This is a genomic window from Sphingomonas sp. PEI4, from assembly GCF_056679955.1.
Genome location: NZ_CM155258.1, coordinates 2941969 through 2961009, shown reverse-complemented (window position 1 = coordinate 2961009; position 19041 = coordinate 2941969). Strand labels below are relative to the sequence as shown.

Annotated in this window: 13 protein-coding genes; 6 read left to right on the top strand and 7 right to left on the bottom strand. The window is 65.2% G+C overall.

Annotation, left to right across the window (positions count from 1 at the left end; all coding sequences use genetic code 11):
- Nucleotides 1–4: 4 nt before the first annotated feature.
- Both manD and AC1MLZ_RS13685 read right to left on the bottom strand, forming a co-directional pair.
- On the bottom strand, nucleotides 5–1216 hold the full coding sequence (gene manD / locus AC1MLZ_RS13690) for a D-mannonate dehydratase ManD (protein WP_480958952.1): 1212 nt from the start codon (nucleotides 1214–1216) through the stop codon (nucleotides 5–7).
- Between the two features lie 10 nt (nucleotides 1217–1226).
- A complete protein-coding gene (locus AC1MLZ_RS13685) occupies nucleotides 1227–3629 on the bottom strand; it encodes a glycoside hydrolase family 3 N-terminal domain-containing protein (RefSeq protein ID WP_480958951.1) in 2403 nt (800 codons plus the stop codon).
- 117 nt (nucleotides 3630–3746) lie between these two features.
- Between AC1MLZ_RS13685 and AC1MLZ_RS13680 the strand changes: the two genes are divergently transcribed.
- The 3 genes from AC1MLZ_RS13680 to AC1MLZ_RS13670 all read left to right on the top strand — a co-directional run bounded on the left by AC1MLZ_RS13680 (nucleotide 3747) and on the right by AC1MLZ_RS13670 (nucleotide 9299).
- The gene (locus tag AC1MLZ_RS13680) at nucleotides 3747–5891 is read left to right on the top strand and encodes an alpha-glucuronidase family glycosyl hydrolase (protein ID WP_480958950.1); all 2145 of its coding nucleotides are present in this window, start codon (nucleotides 3747–3749) and stop codon (nucleotides 5889–5891) included.
- Nucleotides 5888–8044, top strand: coding sequence for a GDSL-type esterase/lipase family protein (locus tag AC1MLZ_RS13675; protein ID WP_480958949.1), 2157 nt, complete (start codon nucleotides 5888–5890; stop codon nucleotides 8042–8044). Before AC1MLZ_RS13680 ends, AC1MLZ_RS13675 begins: the two co-directional genes overlap by 4 nt.
- Nucleotides 8045–8225: 181 nt before the next feature.
- Nucleotides 8226–9299 (top strand): glycoside hydrolase family 43 protein, encoded by a 1074-nt coding sequence (locus AC1MLZ_RS13670; protein ID WP_480961558.1) that lies wholly within the window; start codon nucleotides 8226–8228, stop codon nucleotides 9297–9299.
- A gap of 24 nt (nucleotides 9300–9323) precedes the next feature.
- On the opposite strand, the gene AC1MLZ_RS13665 is transcribed toward AC1MLZ_RS13670, so the two are convergent.
- From AC1MLZ_RS13665 to AC1MLZ_RS13655, 3 genes are all read right to left on the bottom strand, one after another.
- A complete protein-coding gene (locus AC1MLZ_RS13665) occupies nucleotides 9324–10577 on the bottom strand; it encodes an aminotransferase class V-fold PLP-dependent enzyme (protein ID WP_480958948.1) in 1254 nt (417 codons plus the stop codon).
- Entirely contained in the window at nucleotides 10577–12979 is a 2403-nt protein-coding gene (locus AC1MLZ_RS13660) for a TonB-dependent receptor plug domain-containing protein (RefSeq protein WP_480958947.1), read from the bottom strand. Before AC1MLZ_RS13660 ends, AC1MLZ_RS13665 begins: the two co-directional genes overlap by 1 nt.
- 124 nt (nucleotides 12980–13103) lie before the next feature.
- Complete coding sequence (locus tag AC1MLZ_RS13655) at nucleotides 13104–14018, bottom strand: LysR family transcriptional regulator (protein ID WP_480958946.1); 915 nt, start codon at nucleotides 14016–14018, stop codon at nucleotides 13104–13106.
- 86 nt (nucleotides 14019–14104) lie between these two features.
- On the opposite strand from AC1MLZ_RS13655, the gene AC1MLZ_RS13650 reads away from it, so the two are divergent.
- The 3 genes from AC1MLZ_RS13650 to AC1MLZ_RS13640 all read left to right on the top strand — a co-directional run bounded on the left by AC1MLZ_RS13650 (nucleotide 14105) and on the right by AC1MLZ_RS13640 (nucleotide 16749).
- Nucleotides 14105–15139: an aldo/keto reductase gene (locus AC1MLZ_RS13650; RefSeq protein WP_480958945.1), complete on the top strand. Its 1035-nt coding sequence runs from the start codon at nucleotides 14105–14107 to the stop codon at nucleotides 15137–15139.
- 10 nt (nucleotides 15140–15149) lie between these two features.
- Nucleotides 15150–16337 carry an MFS transporter gene (locus AC1MLZ_RS13645; RefSeq protein ID WP_480958944.1) on the top strand — a complete coding sequence of 396 codons (1188 nt, stop codon included), beginning with the start codon at nucleotides 15150–15152 and terminating at the stop codon, nucleotides 16335–16337.
- 70 nt (nucleotides 16338–16407) lie between these two features.
- Complete coding sequence (locus AC1MLZ_RS13640) at nucleotides 16408–16749, top strand: hypothetical protein (RefSeq protein ID WP_480958943.1); 342 nt, start codon at nucleotides 16408–16410, stop codon at nucleotides 16747–16749.
- 421 nt (nucleotides 16750–17170) lie between these two features.
- Here the strand turns inward: AC1MLZ_RS13640 and AC1MLZ_RS13635 are convergent, their stop codons facing one another.
- Together AC1MLZ_RS13635 and AC1MLZ_RS13630 are read right to left on the bottom strand one after the other, a co-directional pair.
- Nucleotides 17171–18208 (bottom strand): DUF6895 family protein, encoded by a 1038-nt coding sequence (locus tag AC1MLZ_RS13635; RefSeq protein ID WP_480958942.1) that lies wholly within the window; start codon nucleotides 18206–18208, stop codon nucleotides 17171–17173.
- Nucleotides 18195–18419: a hypothetical protein gene (locus tag AC1MLZ_RS13630; protein WP_480958941.1), complete on the bottom strand. Its 225-nt coding sequence runs from the start codon at nucleotides 18417–18419 to the stop codon at nucleotides 18195–18197. The genes AC1MLZ_RS13635 and AC1MLZ_RS13630 overlap by 14 nt, the downstream gene beginning before the upstream one ends.
- Nucleotides 18420–19041: the final 622 nt, after the last annotated feature.

The following is a 19041-nucleotide window of genomic DNA, read 5'->3' as shown; positions in this document are numbered from 1 at the left end:
CGGCTCACCAGTTGCACAACGTGCCGTCTTCCAGTCGCGCGACCGGAAGATAGGCGCGCTTATACGCGTAGGTCGCGGCGAGATCCTCGTCGATGTCGACGCCCAGCCCCGGCGCCTCCCCCGGATGCATCATGCCGTCGTCGAAGCTGTACGAGTGCGGGAAGACCGCATCGGTCTCGTCGGTGTGCGGCATATGCTCCTGCACGCCGAAATTGGGCACCGACAACCCGAAATGCAGCGCCGCCGCCATCGCCACCGGCGACAGGTCGGTCGCACCGTGGCAGCCGGTCCGCACCTGGTACAAGTCGGCGAGCGATGCGATCCGCCGCAGATGCGTGATGCCACCGGCATGCACGACGGTCGCGCGGATATAGTCGATCAGTTGGTTCTGGATCAGGTCCTTTGCGTCCCAGATCGAATTGAACACCTCGCCCACCGCGATCGGCGTCGTCGTGTGCTGGCGGATCAGCTTGAACGCCTCCTGGTTCTCGGCCGGCGTCGGATCCTCGATCCAGAACAGATTATACGGCTCGAGCGCCTTGCCGAGCCGCCCCGCCTCGATCGGCGTCAGCCGGTGGTGGATATCGTGCAACAGATGCACGTCCCAGCCCATCGCCTCGCGTGCCGCCTTGAACAGTTCGGGCACGACGCGAAGGTATTTCTCGGTCGACCAGATGCTCTCGCTCGGCAGGTCGGCGTCGGCAGGTTCGTAGCGCGCGCCGTGCTTGGCCACGCCGTAGGTCGAGGCGAGCCCCGGTACGCCGCATTGCAAACGGATCGCTTTATATCCCTTCGCCTGCTCGGCCTTGGCGACCGCGATCGTATCCTCGATCGTGGTGCCGTTGGCGTGCGCGTAGACCATGCACGCATCGCGCGCCGCGCCGCCGAGCAGCTGGTACACCGGCAGCCCGGCGAGCTTGCCCTTGATGTCCCAGAGCGCGGTGTCGACCGCAGCGATCGCCGCCATCGTCACCGGACCGCGGCGCCAATATGCGCCCTTGTAGAGATACTGCCAGACGTCCTCGATCCGGTGCGCATCGCGGCCGATCAGGCACGGCACGACGTGATCGGTCAGGTAGCTGGCGACGCTGAGTTCCCGGCCGTTAAGCGTCGCATCGCCAAGCCCGGTGGTGCCGTCGTCGCATTCGATCTTCAGCGTGACGAAATTGCGGCCGGGCGAGGTGACGATGACGCGGGCACTGACGATCTTGGGCATAAGCGGTCCCTCAGGCGATTTCGAGAATGGCGGTCTTGAGATGCGCGGAATCGGGCCCGACGGAGATGTCGAACAGGCCCGGCTCGACGACCTCGCGCATGTTTATGTCGAAGAACCGGAATGCGTCGGGGCCGAGCGCGAACTGCACGGTCTTGCGCTCGCCGGGTGCCAGCGTCACGCGCTCGAACCCCTTCAGTTCGATGATCGGCCGCGCAACCGACGAGACCTGATCGCGCACGTATAACTGCACCACTTCGTCACCGGTGCGCTGCCCGGTATTCGTAACGTCGACAGCGACCGTGACGGTCCCGGCGATCCCGATCTTCGGCGCGGACAGGCGCGGCGTCCCGATCTCGAACTTGGTGTAGCTGAGCCCGAACCCGAACGGGAACAGCGGCGCGGTGGTGTCGAACAGATAGCCGCGACGCGCGGACGGCTTGGCGTCGTAGAACACCGGCAACTGACCCGTAGAGCGCGCGACGGTGACGGGCAGCTTGGCGCCCGGATTGATGTCACCGAACAGCGCCTCGGCGATCGCGGTGCCGCCTTCCTGTCCGACATACCAGCATTCGAGCAACGCGTTCGCGCTTTCGACCGCGGTCGGCCAGGACGGCGGACGGCCGTTGATCGCGACGACCACGACGGGCTTGCCGGTCGCCTTCATTGCCGCGAACAGCGCATTCTGCTCGCCGAGCAGATCAAGGCTGGTGCGGTCGCCGAGATGCGTCTTGGCATAGCCCTCGCGGCTGGTCTGTTCGGTGTCGCCGATCGCAAGCAGGATGACGTCGGCGGTCTTCGCCACCTCGACTGCCTCGGCGATCAACTGGCGGTTCTTGGCCGGGTCGGCGAGCAGCACTTCGTTGGCGGAGCGATCCTCGTTCTGGGTGATGAACACGCCCTGCGCATGGACGACCTCCGCCTTGCCCTTCAGCCGCGCGCGCACGCCGTCGAGCAGCGAAACGGTCGCCTTGGGAATCGACGAATAGCCACCGAGCCGCGCGATCGCCGCATTGGGACCGATCACCGCGACCCGCTTGTGCGCGCCCACCGTCAGCGGCAGCGTGCCGTCGTTGACGAGCAGCGCGATCGAACGCCGCGCCGCCTCCAGCGCCAGCGCGCGCGCCTCGGCATTGCCGGTCAGCCGCGCAGCCTCCTTCGGATCGACGATCAGCTGTTCGAACATGCCGGACCGGACCTTCATCGTCAGCATCCGCCGGCACGCCTCGTCGACCGCCTCGACCGACACTTTCCCCGCGCGGACCTGATCCGCAAGCGAACGATAGGCCTCGCCATCGGGCAGGTCGGAATCGACGCCCGCCGCCAGCGCGAGCCGGGCCGCGGCGTCGCGATCGACCGCGATGTGGTGCAGCGACGCCAACTCGCCGATTGCCGCATAATCACTAACGATCGCGCCATCGAAGCCCCATTCGCCGCGCAGCACGTCGTTCAGCAACCAGCGATTGGCGTGGCTGGGGACGCCGTCGATCTCGTTGTACGAGGGCATCACCGCGCCGATCCCGGTGCGTGCGACGACCGCACGGAACGGCGGGAAGAAATTCTCGCGCAGTTCGCGTTCAGCGATCGGCGCGGGGGCGACATTCTCGCCGCTCTCGGGCTGGCCGTGCCCGGTCATGTGCTTCAGCGTCGCGAACACCTTGCCCGGCGCCAGCGTCTTGCCCTCGCCCTGCAGGCCGATCACCGCGGCGACGCCCATTTCCCCGCACAGATACGGGTCTTCGCCGAACGTCTCCTCGATCCGGCCCCAGCGCGGATCGCGCGCGATGTCGACGACCGGCGACAGCGCCAGCACGGTGCCGTGCGCGCGAACCTCCCGCGCGATCACGGCATTCACGCGGCGGACCAACTCCCGGTCGAACGATCCGGCCAGCGCGATCGCCTGCGGAAAGCTCGTCGCTTCGGGCGCCATGAAGCCGTGCAGCGCCTCCTCATGGAACAGGATCGGGATACCGAGCCGGCTGCGAGTCGTGGCCCAGCGCTGCGCCGCGTTGACGAAGGCGATCGTATCGGCGGGCGCGCGCCAGCGACCGGTGACGTCGGTGCCGGTATTGGCCGCGGTTGCCGCCCCGCCGCGATCGGACGGCCGGGCGATCTGGCCAATGCCGTTGGGATAGGCAGTGTCAGCGCGGGCGGAATCGAATTTCAGCGCCGCATCCATCACCTGGCGTTTGGTGGTCGACAGCGTGATCAACTGCGCCACCTTCTCGTCGAGCGTCATCCGCGACAGCAGATCGCGGACCCGCAGATCGACCGGCGCACGCGCATCCTTGTAGATCGCGGGTGCTGCCGCGGCGCACGCGATACCGGGGGTAAGAGCTGCGACGGAGGCCGTTCCCAGCCAGCCGAGCACGCTGCGGCGGTTGGTCGCGATCGAGGCGATATTGTTGCCGGACACCCTGTTCTCCTGTCTTGAAACGCGGCATTGCTGTCGATGCCGTCGTCGTGATAGCGATAACATGTCCGACAAACAGAACCGTTGTCAATGCGCGGTCGGTCGGCGGGAGAGGAAAGAATGACGCTATTCGGCAAGCTCGTCATCGCGATCACGATGATCGTCATGGGGACCACCGCAGCGCAGGCCGAGGACGGATACGACCTCTGGATGCGCTATCGCCCGCTCTCGGCTACGCAAGCCGGCGCGCTAAACCGGAGCGCACAATCGATCGAACGCAGGGGCGATACCCCTACCCTTCGCGTTGCTGCCGACGAAGTGCGGCGCGGGATCGCCGGGCTGTCCGGCCGGGCGATCGGTGACGGGGCGAGCGCCCATCCGATCGTGTTGGCGACAGCGACGGACCGCGACGTCGCCGCGCTGCGACTGCCACTTACGACGCTGGGCGATGAGGGTTACATCGTCCGCGCGACGACGATGGGCGGCAAGCGCGTGACGCTGGTGACGGCGAACACCGACCGCGGCGTTCTGTACGGCAGCTTCGCGCTGCTGCGCTTCGTGCAGACCGGTGGCAATCTCGATCGCGTCGACCTGACGTCCACGCCGCGCGTAAAACTGCGCGTGCTGAACCATTGGGACAATCTGGATGGCGTCGTCGAGCGGGGTTACGCTGGCGTGTCGCTGTGGGACTGGTGGACTCTCCCCGATTTCCATGACGCGCGCTACACCGATTACGCGCGCGCCAACGCGTCGATCGGGATCAACGGCACCGTCCTGAACAACGTCAACGCCAAGGCCGAAAGCCTGACGCCGCGCTATATCGCCAAAGCCGCGGCATTGGCCGATGTATTCCGACCGTACGGGATCAAGGTGTACCTTTCCGCGCGGTTCTCGGCGCCGATCGAAATTGGTGGGCTGAAGACCGCCGACCCGCTCGATCCGCGGGTGGCCGCTTGGTGGAAGGCGAAGACCGACGAGATCTACCGCGCGATCCCCGATTTCGGTGGGTTCCTGGTCAAGGCGAACAGCGAGGGCCAGCCGGGTCCGCGCGACTATCATCGCAGTCATGCCGACGGCGCCAACATGCTCGCCGCCGTGGTCGCGCCGCATGGCGGAATCGTGATGTGGCGCGCGTTCGTCTATGCCGAGACCGATCCCGACGACCGCGCTAAACAGGCCTATACCGAGTTCAAGCCGCTCGACGGCAAGTTCGCACGCAACGTCATCGTCCAGGTGAAGAACGGCGCGATCGATTTCCAGCCGCGCGAACCGTTCCACCCGCTGTTCGGCGCGATGCCGAAGACGCCGCTGATGATCGAATTCCAGATCACCAAGGAATATCTCGGCTTCGCGACGCATCTTGCCTATCTCGGACCGATGTTCGCGGAGACGCTGGCGAGCGACACGATGCAGACGAAGGGCGAGACCGTTGCCAAGGTCGTCGACGGTTCGATCGAGGGCCACACGCTGACCGGTATGGCCGGCGTCGCCAATATCGGGCGCGACCGCGACTGGGCGGGCTCCACCTTCAACCAGGCGAACTGGTTCGCGTTCGGGCGGATGGCGTGGGATCCGACGCTCGGCGCTGCGCCGGTCGCGCGCGAATGGGCGGCGATGACGTTCGCTCCCGCACCTGCCATCGTCGATCCGGTCACGCGCATGATGATGGGATCGCGCGACGCGGTGGTCGATTACATGACGCCGCTCGGCCTCGCGCACGTCATGGCGACGGGGCATCACTACGGCCCCGGCCCGTGGATCGCGGACCTCAAGCGGCCGGAATGGAACCCGGTCTATTACCACCGCGCCGACAAGGCCGGAATCGGCTTCGACCGGACGAAAACGGGTAGCAACGCGGTCGCGCAATACGCGCCCGACCTCGCCCGCCGGCTCGCCGATCCAGCCACGACGCCGGAAAGCGATCTGCTGTGGTTCCACCATGTACCTTGGGATCGGCGGATGGCGTCGGGGCGGACTTTGTGGGCGGAGATGGTCCATGATTACGATTCCGGCGTTGGCTATGTCGGCGACATGCGTAAGCAATGGGATGGCCTGAAGACGCAGGTCGATGCGGGGCGCTGGGACAAGACCGCGACGTATCTGGCGATCCAGGAACGCGAGGCGCGCTGGTGGCGCGATGCGAGCCTTTCGTACTGGATGTCGGTCAACGGCCTGCCGCTTCCGGTAGGCACGCGCGCACCCGAGCATGATCTGGCGTGGTACAAGGCGCAGAGCTTTCCGTACGCACCGGGCAATCCACAATGATCGGCGGATTTAGCCGCGTGCGGTACGTCCGGTGGCCGGCGGCGCTGATGGTGGGCGCGTTGATCGTGACGGGCGCAGGTGCGCGGGCCTCGGCACGGACGCATGCCGATACGCATTGGATCGCGACATGGGGCTCGTCGCAGATGATCGCGGAGGGTGACAATGTGCTCCCTGCCGAACGGGTGGGCGCGGTCACGCTGCGTCAAATTGTACGGCTGTCGGCCGGCGGTGCGCGCATCCGCGTTCGCCTGTCCAACGCGTTCGGTACACGCCCGCTTGCGATCGGTGGCGCGCATGTCGCGCGGGCGGTGGCGCCTGGCACGCCGCAGATCGAGGGGGGCGCACGGCTGACCTTTTCAGGACGCGCCGACGCTGTGATCCCGGCGGGGGCGGAGCTCTATTCGGACCCGGTCGCGTTCGTGGTTGCGCCCGGCGCCGATCTCGCGGTGAGCTTGTATCTGCCGGAGGCCGCGAGCCCGCAGACCGGCCATCCCGGCGCTCGCGCGACGAGCTTCACGCTGGCCGGCGATCATGTCGCAGCGACCACGCTGGCCGGCGCCACGCCGACGACGCACTGGTACGCGCTCGCCGATATCGAAATCTCGGGGACGGCGAATGCCGGGACGATCGTCGCGATCGGCGATTCGATCACCGACGGCTACGGCGTGAAGCCGGAGCGCAACAGCCGCTGGCCCGACATACTGGCGCAGAGACTGCGCGCGCAGCCTGCAACGCAGGCGATCGGGGTGGTCAACGCCGGGATCGGTGGCAATCGCATGCTGCTCGACGGGCTCGGCCCCAATCTACTCGCCCGCTTCGACCGCGACGTGATCGCGCGCAGCGGCGTGCGCTGGGCGATCGTGCTGGAGGGCGTCAACGATCTCGGCGTCCTCACCCGCGACGCACCCGCCACCCCTGCGCAACATGCCGCGATCGTCGCGCAGATGACCGCCGGCTACGCGCAGATCGTCGCGCGGGCGCACGCTCACGGCATCAAGGTCATCGGCGGCACGGTTATGCCGTTCGGCGGCAACGACTATTATCATCCGGGCGCCGAGACCGACGCCGACCGACAGGCGGTCAACCGCTTCATCCGCACGTCCGGCGTGTTCGACGCGGTCATCGACTTCGACCGACTGATGCGCGATCCCGCCCATCCCGACCGATTGTCCCCCGCCTATGATTCCGGCGACCATCTCCACCCTTCCGAAGCGGGATATCGCGTGATGGGCGAGGCGGTGCCGTTGACGGTGTTCGACGGTAACACGTCGCCTCCGCGCGCGGTGATCGGCGTTGTGGATCGCGTGGCGGTCGCGCCTGACGTCGATCCGCGCCCGAAGATCGCGATCACCTTCGACGACATCCCGGCGCATGGGCCGCTGGCGCCGGGTCAAACGCGTGTCGGCGTGATCCGCGACATTGCCGCCGCACTGGCCAAGGCGAAGGCACCCGCGTTCGGCTTCCTCAACGCCGGGTTCGGGCTCGACACGCCCGACGATGCCGCGCGCGCGATCGCCGCATGGCGCGCTGCCGGACTGCCGCTCGGCAACCACACCTATTCGCACGTCAATCTCGACCAAGTCGGCGCTGCCGCCTTCGCCGCCGAGGCGATGCGCAACGAAACGCCACTAGCCGCCGCAGCCAAGGGCACGGACTGGCACTGGTTTCGCTATCCGTTCCTCGCGGAGGGCCGCACGCCTGCGGTGCGCGACTCCGCACGGGCGGCGTTGCACGAACGCGGCTACCGTGCCGCCGCGGTGACGATGAGTTTCAACGACTTCAAATGGAACCCGGTCTACGCCGCTTGCGCGGTCAAGCGCGATGCCGTCGCGATCCAGGCACTGGAGGCCAGCTTCCTCGCCGACGCCCGCGCCGCCGCGCTGACCGCGCGGGCGCGAGCGCACACGCAGGTCGGGCGCGACATCCCCTATGTCCTGCTGATGCATGTCGGCGCGTTCGATGCACGCATGTTGCCGCGCCTGCTCGCGCTGTACCGCGAGATGGGCTTCCGGTTCGTGACGCTTCAGGACGCCGAAGCCGATCGCTATTACGCGGGCGCCACCGATCTTTCGCGATCGGGACCGACACCCTCGCTGGCCGGACCGCCGCCTGCGACCGCGCTCGCTGGCCCACCCGCCGGCCTGTGCCTCTGACCACCCGGACCCGCGTGCGCATCAACGCTTGCCGGGGTCATGGTCCGTGATATGATAGCGCTATCTATCCACATCCGTGGACCACAGATCTCATAGAAGATCGTTTATCAGGAAGGATCGAAAGGTCATGCGCCTCCGTATACCCGGCTATATCCCCGCCCTTGTCGTCGCGTTGCCCGTGATGATCGCCTCCGGCATTGCTATCGCCCAGACTGCAAAAGCACCTGCCGCGACAGCGCGCACCGCCAAGGCCGAACCCCGCAGTCCCGAAGGCAAGCGCTATCTGGCGCAACCTCTCGTCACCAAGATCTTCGCGGCGGATCCTTCTGCGCATGTCTTTAACGGCAAGATCTACGTCTATCCCAGCCACGACGTCGATGCGGGGATCCCCGACGACGACCTGGGCAATCAATATGCGATGCATGATTACCGCGTGCTGAGCATGGATCGCCCGGGCGGTCCGGTGACGATCCATCCGGTCGGCATCGACGTGAAGCAGGTCCCCTGGGCCTCGAAGCAGACCTGGGCACCCGATGCCGCGTACAAGAACGGCACCTATTATCTCTACATGCCCGCGCGCGACAAACAGGGCGTATTCCGGATCGGCGTCGCCACCTCGACGTCGCCGACCGGCCCGTTCAAGGCGGAACCCCTGCCGATCCGCGGCAGTTTCTCGATCGATCCGGCCGTGTTCAGCGACACCACCGGCGAGAGCTACATGTATTTCGGCGGCATCTGGGGCGGCCAGCTCCAGCGCTGGGCAACCGGCAAGTTCGATCCGAACGGCGGCGATACCGACGCGAAGCAGGACGACAAGCCCGCGCTGGCACCCAAGGTCGCGCGGATGTCCGCGGACATGAAGCAGTTCGCCGAAGCGCCGCGCGACGTCCAGATCGTCGACGAGGCCGGCAAGCCGATCCTGGGCGGCGATCATGACCGACGCTTCTTCGAGGCATCATGGGTGTTCAAGCGCGGCAGTAAATATTACTTCACCTACTCGACCGGCGACACACACTTCCTCGCCTATGCGATCGGCGACAATCCTTACGGTCCGTTCCGCTATACCGGCCATATCATGACGCCGGTTCAGGGCTGGACCACGCATCACTCGATCATCGAGTTCAAGAACCGCTGGTGGCTGTTCTATCACGACACGCAGCTGTCGAATAAGAACCACCTTCGCTCCGCCAAGATGACCGAATTGTCGTTCAACGCCGACGGCACGATCCAGCAGATCGATCCGTTCAAGGACTGACGCGGAACCGGGGAGCGGGCGCGATCAGAGCGGCAAGGCTCTGATCGCGGCGGCCAGCGCATCCATGTCCGCCACCGTGTTGAACAGAGCGGGCGTCACGCGGACGCAGGCGCCACCCGCAATGCCGTCGCGGTGGACGGTGAAGATCCGGGATTTCTCCAGCAGGGTCCGCGCGAGCGCGACATTGTCCGCGGTGGTGGTTTTGCCGGCCACGCGGAACGACGTGATCCCGCCGTGCAATGCGGGATCGTCGGGCGTCAGGACCTGTATCCTGGGCAGCATCTTCACCTGATCGACCCAGCGATTGCGGAGCGCGGCGAGACGATCGGCACGGCGCTTGCTGCCGATCTTCGCCTGGAACGCGAGCGCGGCGGGGACGGTCAGAGGTGCTGCGAAGTCCACTGTGCCGGTGTGGATCCGCGCCTGGAGCGTGTCGCGGTCCGATGCGGGATTGGCGGGGTCCCGGTCGATCGCCGACAGCGCCGCCCGCCGGATATAGATCGCCCCCACGCCCAGCGGCGCGCCGAGCCATTTGTGGCAGTTGATCCCGACATAGTCGCAATCGAGATCGGCCAGCGTTATGTCGAGCTGGCACCAGCTATGCGCCGCATCGACGATCGTCGCGATCCCGCGCGCGCGCGCCATCGCAGCGATCTCGCGGACCGGCACGACGAGGCCGGTACGATGGCTGAGATGCGTGAGCAGGATCATTTTCAGACTTGGGTTCGCCTCCATCGCCTGCGCATAGGCGTCGATCAGCGACTGGCGGGTAGCGGGCTCGGGCAGCGCGATCCGTATCACCGACACGCCACGCCGCGCGCGCAGGCTCTCCATGCAGGCCTGCATGCTGTCGTAATCGAGATCCGCGTATAGCACGGCGTCGCCCGGCGTCAGGCGGTTATAGCCGAGGATCAACGCCTTCAGCGCCTCGGTCGCGTTGCGCGTGAACGCGATCTCGTCGGGCTGTACGTGCAAGGTGGCCGCCAGCGCATCGCGTGCGGCGATCCAGTCGGCGATCATCCCGCGCCGGGTGTAATAGCTGGTATCGCGGTTCACCCGCTCGACGTTGCGTTCATATGCCTCGAGCACGGGACGCGCCATCATGCCCCAATTGCCGTTCTCGAGCTGGATCACCTCACGCGTCACATCGTACTGCGCCGCGATGCCTTTCCAGAAGGCGGCTTCGTCGATCGCCCCGGACGGAAAAGCCCCTGCCCGTGCCGCCACCGGCAGGGCGGCGGCTCCGGCGAGGAACAGGCGGCGATCGACGATGGTCATCAGAAGTTCATCCCGACGCGGACGTAATATTGCCCACCGTCGGTATCATACGGGGCATTGCGCGAGTAGATCAGCCCGCGAACCGCCTGGTTGGTCGCCTCTGCCGGATAGGTGTTGGCGACGTTCTCCGCACCGACGCGCAGGGTGAAATGCTCGTCGAACCGGTAGCTGGCCGACACGTCGAACATCGCGATCGAACCGAACTTCTGGAACAGCTCGCCGGTCGCATTGCCGGTGACGTCGGTCCACCCGCCATAATAGCGCGCGCGGGCCAGCAGCGACACCGCACCGATGTCATAACCGAGCGAGGCGGTGCCGTTATGCTTGGGCAGACGCTCCTCGAAGATACGACGCTGCGTGTCGTTGGGGATCGCGGCGGTAGCGCCGCTGCGCACCTTGGTCTGGTTGTAGTTGTACGCGAGGCTGAGACTCGCACGGCCCGGCCCGACGCGGTGGGCGTAGGACAGCACCGCATCGATCCCGCGGGTGCGCGTGTCGAAATCGTTGGTGAAATACGACACCGCCGTGAATCGCTGCGGGTTGGCGAAGGCCGCCGGCACCGCGAACGTCTGCGACTGGCCGAACCGGTTGTCGACGTCGATCTGGTAGATGTCGATCGAGCCGGTCAGCCCGATGCGGCTCTGGAACGTCAGGCCCGCCGTCGCCGTCTTCGACTTTTCAGGCGTCAGCGGCTTGGCACCGAGCGCGATCGCGAGCGGATCGGTCGGCGACAGGCGGCCCTGGTTGAAGATTTGCAGCGTCGTGGTGTCGAGGCCTTGCGTGGTTTGCGAGGTGTTGAGCTGGCCCGGCGTCGGCGCACGGAAACCGGTCGAATAGGTGCCGCGGGCGGCGATCCCCTTGATCGGCTCGAACCTGGCGGACAGCTTGTAGTTGAAGGTGTCGCCGAACTCGGAGAAATCCTCATACCGGCCGGCCGCACCGAGCGTCACCATCTCGATCGGCTGCCATTCGAGATCGAGATAGCCCGCATAGCTGGTCTGGTCGAAGGTGCCCGCCAGGCTGGGGCTGAAACCCGGAAAGCCGTTGGAATTAGGCGCGAGACCGGTCGCGGCACCGGCGCCGACTGCGTAGGATGCCGGGTCGCCAGCCGAGACCTGATAGGTTTCGCGGCGCCGTTCCGCGCCGAACGCGATGTTCACCGGCTGCGCGGTGCCGACCGGCAGGCGATAGACGAAATCGGCGTTGAGGTTGAATTCGCGCTGTTCGAGCTGGCCCAGATAGAAGCTGGTCGGACTTGCCGGCCCGAGCGAGGCGTTCAGGCTTTCGTTCAGCGTATAGGCGATCCGGCTGCGACCGGCGGCGGCGCTGAGATCGTAGCTGAAGCGGTCGCTCAGATCGCCGCGCAGACCGCCATTGGCCTGATAGTCGCTGAAATTGGTACCGAAGCGCGGCGTGAAGCCGACCGGATAGATGCTGCGGAACGAGAAGCCGGGAAACGCGCTACTGGGGTTGTAGACACTGCCGGTGCCGGCGGGATTGCGCCAGTTGAAGTCGGTGACGCCTTCGCCCTGTTGCGCGGTGCCGAACAGATAGAGCGTGGCGGCGTCGGCGAGCGCATAATGCGCGTCGATCGCTCCGCGGACGCGCTCCTCGTCGGGCTGGCCCCAGCGCTGCACGGGATTTGGTACGGCAAGCGTAGGGTTCGCCGCCTGGAACGCGAGCGCATCGGGACGCTGGCGGGTGCGCGAAGTCGCTTCGGACTTGTCATATTCGCCGGTGACGACGATCGCGCCACGCTCGCCGAGCGCAATGCCGCCGCGTGCGCCGGTCTTGTATTCGTTGCCGTCGCCTTTGTAATATTGCGAGAACTGGCCGTACGCCTCCATGCCTGCGGTGTCGTCGAGGATGATGTTGACGACGCCAGCGATCGCATCCGAGCCATATTGCGCCGAGGCGCCATCGCGCAGCACTTCGATCCGCTTGATGGCGAGCGACGGAATGCCCGCGAGATCGGGCGCCTGCGCGCCGCGCGTACCGAGTAACGCCGACCGGTGATAGCGCTTGCCGTTGACCAGCACGAGCGTCTGGTCGGCGGACAGGCCGCGCAGCGTCGCCGGGCGGACGAACGCCTGGCCATCGGCGGCGGGAAGGCGCTGGACGTTGAACGACGGCAGCAGTTGCGCGAGCGTATCCGACAGGTCGCCCGAAACGCTCGATCGCACCGCGGCACCCGACAGGACGTCGACCGGGGCGAGCGTATCGAACTGCGTCCGCGACCGATCGCGCGTGCCGGTGACGACGATCTGGCCGTCTTCCGCCGCCGCGGCGGTGGCGCTTGCAGTGTCTGCGGTCAGGCCGGTCTCGGTCTGCGGCGCGGTCTGGGCAAAAGCCGACGAGCTGGCGATCAGCGCGATCAACGCACTGCCGGTGATGAATTTCATGATGCCCCTGGGGTTGCCGACTGGGATCCGCCGGTTCGCAAGGGCAGCTAGGCGCCGCGTTGTTCGTCGTGATGACGGAACGACTGCAGTTTCGTGACACGGCGTAGCTCCGCGCGTCTGGGGCTCAAGCGCTCAGGCCCGGCTGCGCGGCGAGGAAGTCGACGAAGGCACGGACGCGGGCGGGCGTGTTGGTGCCGCCGACGAACACCGCATGGATCTGCTCGACGTCGCCCGGATTATAGTCTTCGAGCACGGCGACCAATCGACCGGCGGCGATGTCGTCGACCACGCTGAACGCGCCCACGCGCGCCAGCCCGACGCCCGCGGCGGCGAGCTGCCCCAGCGTCTCGCCATTGTTCGCTTCGATATTACCCCGCACCGACAAGGCGATCGCCTGTCCGTCGCGGCGGAACGGCCAGACCGGCTCGACCCGGCGAAAATTGAAGTTGAGGCAATTGTGCCGGTGCAGGTCCTCGGGTTCCGCCGGCGTCCCGCACCGCGCCAGATAGTCGGGTGACGCGACGATCACGCGGCCGCTTTCGCCTATCTTGCGCGCGGTCAGCAGGCTGTCGGCGAGCGGGCCGAAGCGGATAGCGACGTCCGCCTGCCCGCCTGCGACGTCGACGAGCGTATCCGTCAGCGCAAAATCGAGTATGATATGAGGGTGAAGGCGGACGAATTCGCCGAGCAGCGGGACGATGCAGAGCCGCCCGTGCGATAGCGCAGCACTGATCCGCAACCGCCCGCGGGGTGAGCCCTGATCGGCGATCTGCTGTTCGGCATCGTCGAGGTCGGCGAGGATCCGCCGCGCCGTCTGGAGATAGACTTGCCCCTCGGTGGTCGGCGTCAGCGCGCGGGTCGAGCGCAGCAGCAGCCGGACCCCGAGCCGAGCCTCGATCCGATCGATCGAGCGTGCCACCGCGGACGGGGTCAGCCCCAGCGCACGTCCCGCCCCCGAAAAACTTCCCGCGCGCATCACCGCCGCGAAGATCTCAAGGGCACGCGCACGATCCGTCCCGATCACCATCTTTGCGTCCATGTCAAAAATCCTTCGCTGCCGCACGGTCTAATACGCGGCGCCAAGACGGTCCATCTATGCTTCGACGCATGGAACGGGACACGCATATGGACTATCGGCAATTGGGATCATCGGGCCTGCGCGTACCGGCGCTGAGCTTTGGTACCGCGACGTTCGGCGGCACGGGGCCGTTGTTCGGCGCATGGGGGCGCAGCGACGAGACCGAAGCGCGGCGGCTGGTCGATATCTGTCTGGAGGCGGGCGTGACGCTGTTCGACACCGCCGATGTCTATTCGAACGGTGCCTCGGAATCCGTGCTCGGCGCGGCGATCGAGGGGCGGCGCGATCAGGTGCTGATCTCGACCAAGACCGGCTTGCCGATGGGCGATGGACCGCAGGACTGGGGGGCATCGCGGTCCCGGTTGATCCGTGCGGTGGAGGATTCTCTGCGCCGTTTGGGGACCGACTACATCGATCTGCTCCAGCTTCACGCCTTCGATGCCTCGACCCCGACGGAGGAGGTGATGGGCACGCTCGACACGCTGATCGCCGCGGGCAAGGTCCGCTACGCGGGCGTGTCCAACTATCCCGGCTGGCAGGTAATGAAGGCGCAAGGCATCGCCGACCGCAAGGGCTCGCCGCGGCTGGTCGCGCACCAGGTCTATTACTCGCTGATCGGCCGCGCGTACGAGGCGGACCTGATGCCGGTCGGCGCGGACCAGGGGGTCGGTGCGCTGGTGTGGAGCCCGCTTGGCTGGGGTCGGCTAACCGGCAAGATCGGGCGCGACCGACCGATCCCCGCAGGCAGCCGCCTGCACGATACCGAACAATTCGCGCCGCCCGTCGAGACCGAGCACCTCTACCGCGTGATCGATGCGCTTGAGACGGTCGCGGCGGAGACGGGCAAGACCGTGCCGCAGGTCGCAATCAACTGGCTGTTGCGCCGCCCGACCGTATCGTCGGTGATCATCGGCGCGCGCAACGAAGCGCAGTTGCGCGACAATCTGGGGGCAGTCGGCTGGGAACTGACGGTACAGCAGGTCGCTGTGCTCGATGCGGCCAGCGATGTGCTGCCACCCTACCCCCATACGCCGTACCGCCAGCAAGAGGGTTTCGCCCGGCTGAACCCTGCGCTGGTCTGAGGAAGACATCATGAAACTCAATCCCGGCCTGCTGGCCCTCGCCGTCGGCGCGTTCGGCATCGGCGTGACGGAATTCGCGCCGATGGGGCTGCTGCCCGTCATCGCCACCGATCTCGGCGTCTCGATCCCGACTGCGGGGTTGCTCATCAGCGCCTATGCGCTCGGCGTCGTGATCGGTGCGCCGCTGATGACGCTGACCACCGGGCGCGTGCCGCGGCGGACGCTGCTGATCGCGCTGGCCGGCATCTTCACCATCGGCAACCTGCTCGCGGCGGTATCGACCGGCTACGGCATGCTGATGGCTGCGCGGATCCTGACCTCGTTCAATCACGGCGCATTCTTCGGCGTCGGATCGATCGTCGCGGCCAGCCTGGTGCCGGCGGAACGGCGCGCGGGCGCGGTGGCGGCGATGTTCATGGGGCTGACGATCGCCAACGTCGTCGGCGTGCCACTCGCGACCTGGGCGGGCGATCATCTCGGCTGGCGCGCATCGTTCTGGGGCGTATCGGCGCTCGGCGTGGCGACGATGGCGGCGCTGCGGCTGACGTTGCCGGCTTTGCCTGCGCCCAACGACAGCGACGCGATGGCGGAACTGCGCGTCCTGACCCGCGGACCGGTGCTCGGCGCGCTGGGCCTGACCGTGGTGGGTGCGAGCGCGATGTTCACGGTGTTCACCTACATCACGCCGATCTTGCGCGAAGTGACACACGCCTCGCTCGGCTACGTCACCGCGATGCTGGTGACCTACGGCCTGGGGCTGACGCTCGGCAACTGGCTCGGCGGACGCTTCGCCGATCACTCGGTCGACCGCACGTTGATCGTCACGCTCGCCTCGCTAACCGCAATCCTCGTCGCGTTCGCGCTGCTGATGCCGTTCAAGGCACCGACCGCGATCCTGATCTTCCTCTGGGGCATCGCCAGCTTTGCGCTCGTCCCGCCGCTTCAGGTCCGCGTGATGCACGCCGCGGCGGACGCGCCCAACCTCGCTTCCGCCATGAACATCGGCGCGTTCAACCTGGGTAATGCGATCGGCGCAGCGGTGGGCGGCGGCGTGATCGCGGCCGGGTTCGGGTACCCGGCGGTGGCGGTGGCGGGTGCCGTCTCGTCGGCCCTGGGATTGATCGCGGTAATGGTCAGCGTTCGCAGGAATACCGCGCGCGCCCGTCCGCTCGAGACCACTGCCGCCGAAGTCTTGTGAACGCGATTTCACAGGTGCTTGGAGCCTAGGCGAGGACCACTCGACGCAACGATCGCAGGTCGCGAACGAATTGGACCTCGACCACCGCCGCGATCTGGGATTTCAAACGCGCATCGTTGCCGGCCATCCGGCGCTCAACGTGCTCGCAAGAATGCTGCATCATCAAGCAGGAGGACGCGCCAACGCGACGCGCTTTGGCAGATGCGGAGATGAACGTAGCAAGGGTTTGCCGGACGCCGCAGAGTTTGCCGCCAACAAGTCTGTGTACTCGAACGGTTATTTTAACGATCAACGGCCGGGATTGGGTGCAGGTGTTCGAGCGGTCACATCCGACGGCGTGGAAAAGCGCGTGGTCAATCGGCACTGCCAATGCTGGCAGCGGCAAGCGGTTCAGCAAGCTCCTCGTCACTAATATTGGCTGCCGCAATTAGTTCGTCGAACACAAAAATAGAAGCCCGGCGGCATTTAATCGCCGGGCTTCAGTAAATATCTCTGGCTGAAAACCAGAAATATCAGGTCGCAATGAATACCTACTCTCAAGTAATGACAGAGTCCCGACAAATCGTGCCACCTTAAGAAAGTTCGATGCCAGACTCCCCGGATACCAAGTTTATATTGCCAATGTACAAGCCGCAGCCACTGTTCGCTGAATTTTGGCAAGACCTAAAGACCTTGAGAACCAATTGATCTGGACGTAGAGCAGTAGCCTGAAGTCTGGCACCGAGCTCATCGACAAAGATCGGACGAGCCCTTCAATTCAATACTTGCCCGCAATATTAGCCGCTCACCCTGGACGGCGCTCTGCTGTTCGCTGGGAAAACACCAGTAGCCCGTCAAGCGATGAGAGGCGATGCCCCCTGATCCACCCGATCGCGTGCGCCGGCTTCAAGAAGAGACATCTGGAGCACCAGGGCGGGTTCGATTGCCTCCTCGGATCCATGTACCACGATATGGTCGGCATAGCCGGCGAGGAACTCGATCAACTCGCAGCGTGCGATATTGCCCATCAATGCCCCGATCGCTTCATGCCGTTTGCGAATGGAGGGCGCATCGAAGGGCGCAAAGGCGCCAGCACGCGCCGCGAGGTAGATCGCCGCGACGAGCAACGGATGATAGCGATCCCGGAACGAGGCGCCCTCGGGTACAGTGCCATCGGGCAAGCAAAGCGCCGCTATCGCCTTTGAAGCGAGATGATCATGAAACGCCAGCCGATCGGCGGCCGCACCGGTCATCGTCGCGTAGCAGATCAGCAGTTCGAGCAGCACGTCTACGTCACCGCCCTGCGCCGCCTGCGCGACCAGCACCTCGATCACCGCGAGCGATCCAGCGGGATAGTCGACCGTACGCGCACCGAAGTCGCTGTTGTAGAAATGAACGTGGGTCATTCCGTAGACCAAGTCACGATCGAACCAGGGTAGCCCAATCGTAGCGCCAACGAAGGGGTCGCAAAAGAAGTGCGTCCCCGAAATACGCGCGGCGATGAAGTCCATTTCCAGATTGCGATAGGCGGGGTTGTGCAGCGCCTTGGTGCCACCCGCGTCGTGCATGCGTCGGAACAACGCCAGCACCCCCGACGCGCGCGCCGGTTGCGAAACCAGGAAGGTCATCGGCATCGCATACATCACGACGCTACGAGGATTGCGTAGAAGCACTGCGCGCAACTCGTCGGACAGCAACGCTTTTCCAAGCCGGCCGTTCAGGGCAGTCGCTCGCGCGCCCCCGATCCTAGACGTGGCCAGAATCGTTTCAGAGATGAACTTGAAGTTCTCGCTGCGAAGTATCGAACCCTCTGCGATGATTTGATCGAGCAGAACGGTGGCGGCATCCATGATGCCGCCACCGAGACGCATAGCGAGATCAGCCTCGGCCAAGCACAACCGGCCCGGATGGATCCAAAGCCTTGCCGGTCAGCACATAGTCTTTGTTGATGAGAGTCCATGCAGCGAGGTCTTTATCGCCACCTAGTTTCGCCACCTCGTCGGAGAGCGCAACCAGCTGTCGTACATCGACACCCTTGGCAAAGATTCCCTTATCGATCAGCAAGCTAAGTGCACGATGCGTATTATCCGATGTATCGGCCATTCATCATCTCCTAGAATCGGTGAACCAGCTTGCTGCCGGCAATCTTTATTAGCGACCCGCCACCGTTATAACGCGCAATTCCGATACTATACTATAACTATATCCGTATTGGTGGATTTGCGCCGCATACGTGATTGACAAACTCAAGTTTTACATACCGCTAAAAGCCAAATATTAAGCCATTGTCATCGGACAGCCGCAGCTATCATGCTCGCGCTGGGCCACCTGCCTGAACAGACTTGTTGCCTGGATCGAGTGATCGCCGCGCATTGATCGATGCGACGTACCGGAGTCGGCGCGATCGCACGACTATGGCGGCGACGCCATTGCGTGGACTTGCGTTCGACCAACCTTGTCCGTCGGCAGAGCATTACCGCCGAACACCCGATCCATAACAATTTGGCGGCCTAGATCGCCGTAACAGTGAATTGAACTTACGCTCTAATATTCCAATGAAATCTTATACGCTAGTTCACGATTGAATGATTAACGGCTTGCTAACACAAACAAAAACTCTGACTCCATTCATTTTGACGCAAACTATATGCTGGATGCCCCAACAAACACCGTACCATAGCGGAACAAGATCGAGTCGAGAGTCAGTGGCTGCATTTCCACTATA

Excerpts from the sequence above, each read along its gene's own strand:
- AC1MLZ_RS13680 (WP_480958950.1), top strand. The coding sequence starts at position 3,747 with ATGACGCTATTCGGCAAGCTCGTCATCGCGATCACGATGATCGTCATG.
- manD (WP_480958952.1), bottom strand. The coding sequence starts at position 1,216 with ATGCCCAAGATCGTCAGTGCCCGCGTCATCGTCACCTCGCCCGGCCGC.
- AC1MLZ_RS13650 (WP_480958945.1), top strand. The coding sequence starts at position 14,105 with ATGGACTATCGGCAATTGGGATCATCGGGCCTGCGCGTACCGGCGCTG.
- AC1MLZ_RS13660 (WP_480958947.1), bottom strand. The coding sequence starts at position 12,979 with ATGAAATTCATCACCGGCAGTGCGTTGATCGCGCTGATCGCCAGCTCG.
- AC1MLZ_RS13645 (WP_480958944.1), top strand. The coding sequence starts at position 15,150 with ATGAAACTCAATCCCGGCCTGCTGGCCCTCGCCGTCGGCGCGTTCGGC.
- AC1MLZ_RS13630 (WP_480958941.1), bottom strand. The coding sequence starts at position 18,419 with ATGGCCGATACATCGGATAATACGCATCGTGCACTTAGCTTGCTGATC.
- AC1MLZ_RS13675 (WP_480958949.1), top strand. The coding sequence starts at position 5,888 with ATGATCGGCGGATTTAGCCGCGTGCGGTACGTCCGGTGGCCGGCGGCG.
- AC1MLZ_RS13670 (WP_480961558.1), top strand. The coding sequence starts at position 8,226 with ATGATCGCCTCCGGCATTGCTATCGCCCAGACTGCAAAAGCACCTGCC.
- AC1MLZ_RS13665 (WP_480958948.1), bottom strand. The coding sequence starts at position 10,577 with ATGACCATCGTCGATCGCCGCCTGTTCCTCGCCGGAGCCGCCGCCCTG.
- AC1MLZ_RS13655 (WP_480958946.1), bottom strand. The coding sequence starts at position 14,018 with ATGGACGCAAAGATGGTGATCGGGACGGATCGTGCGCGTGCCCTTGAG.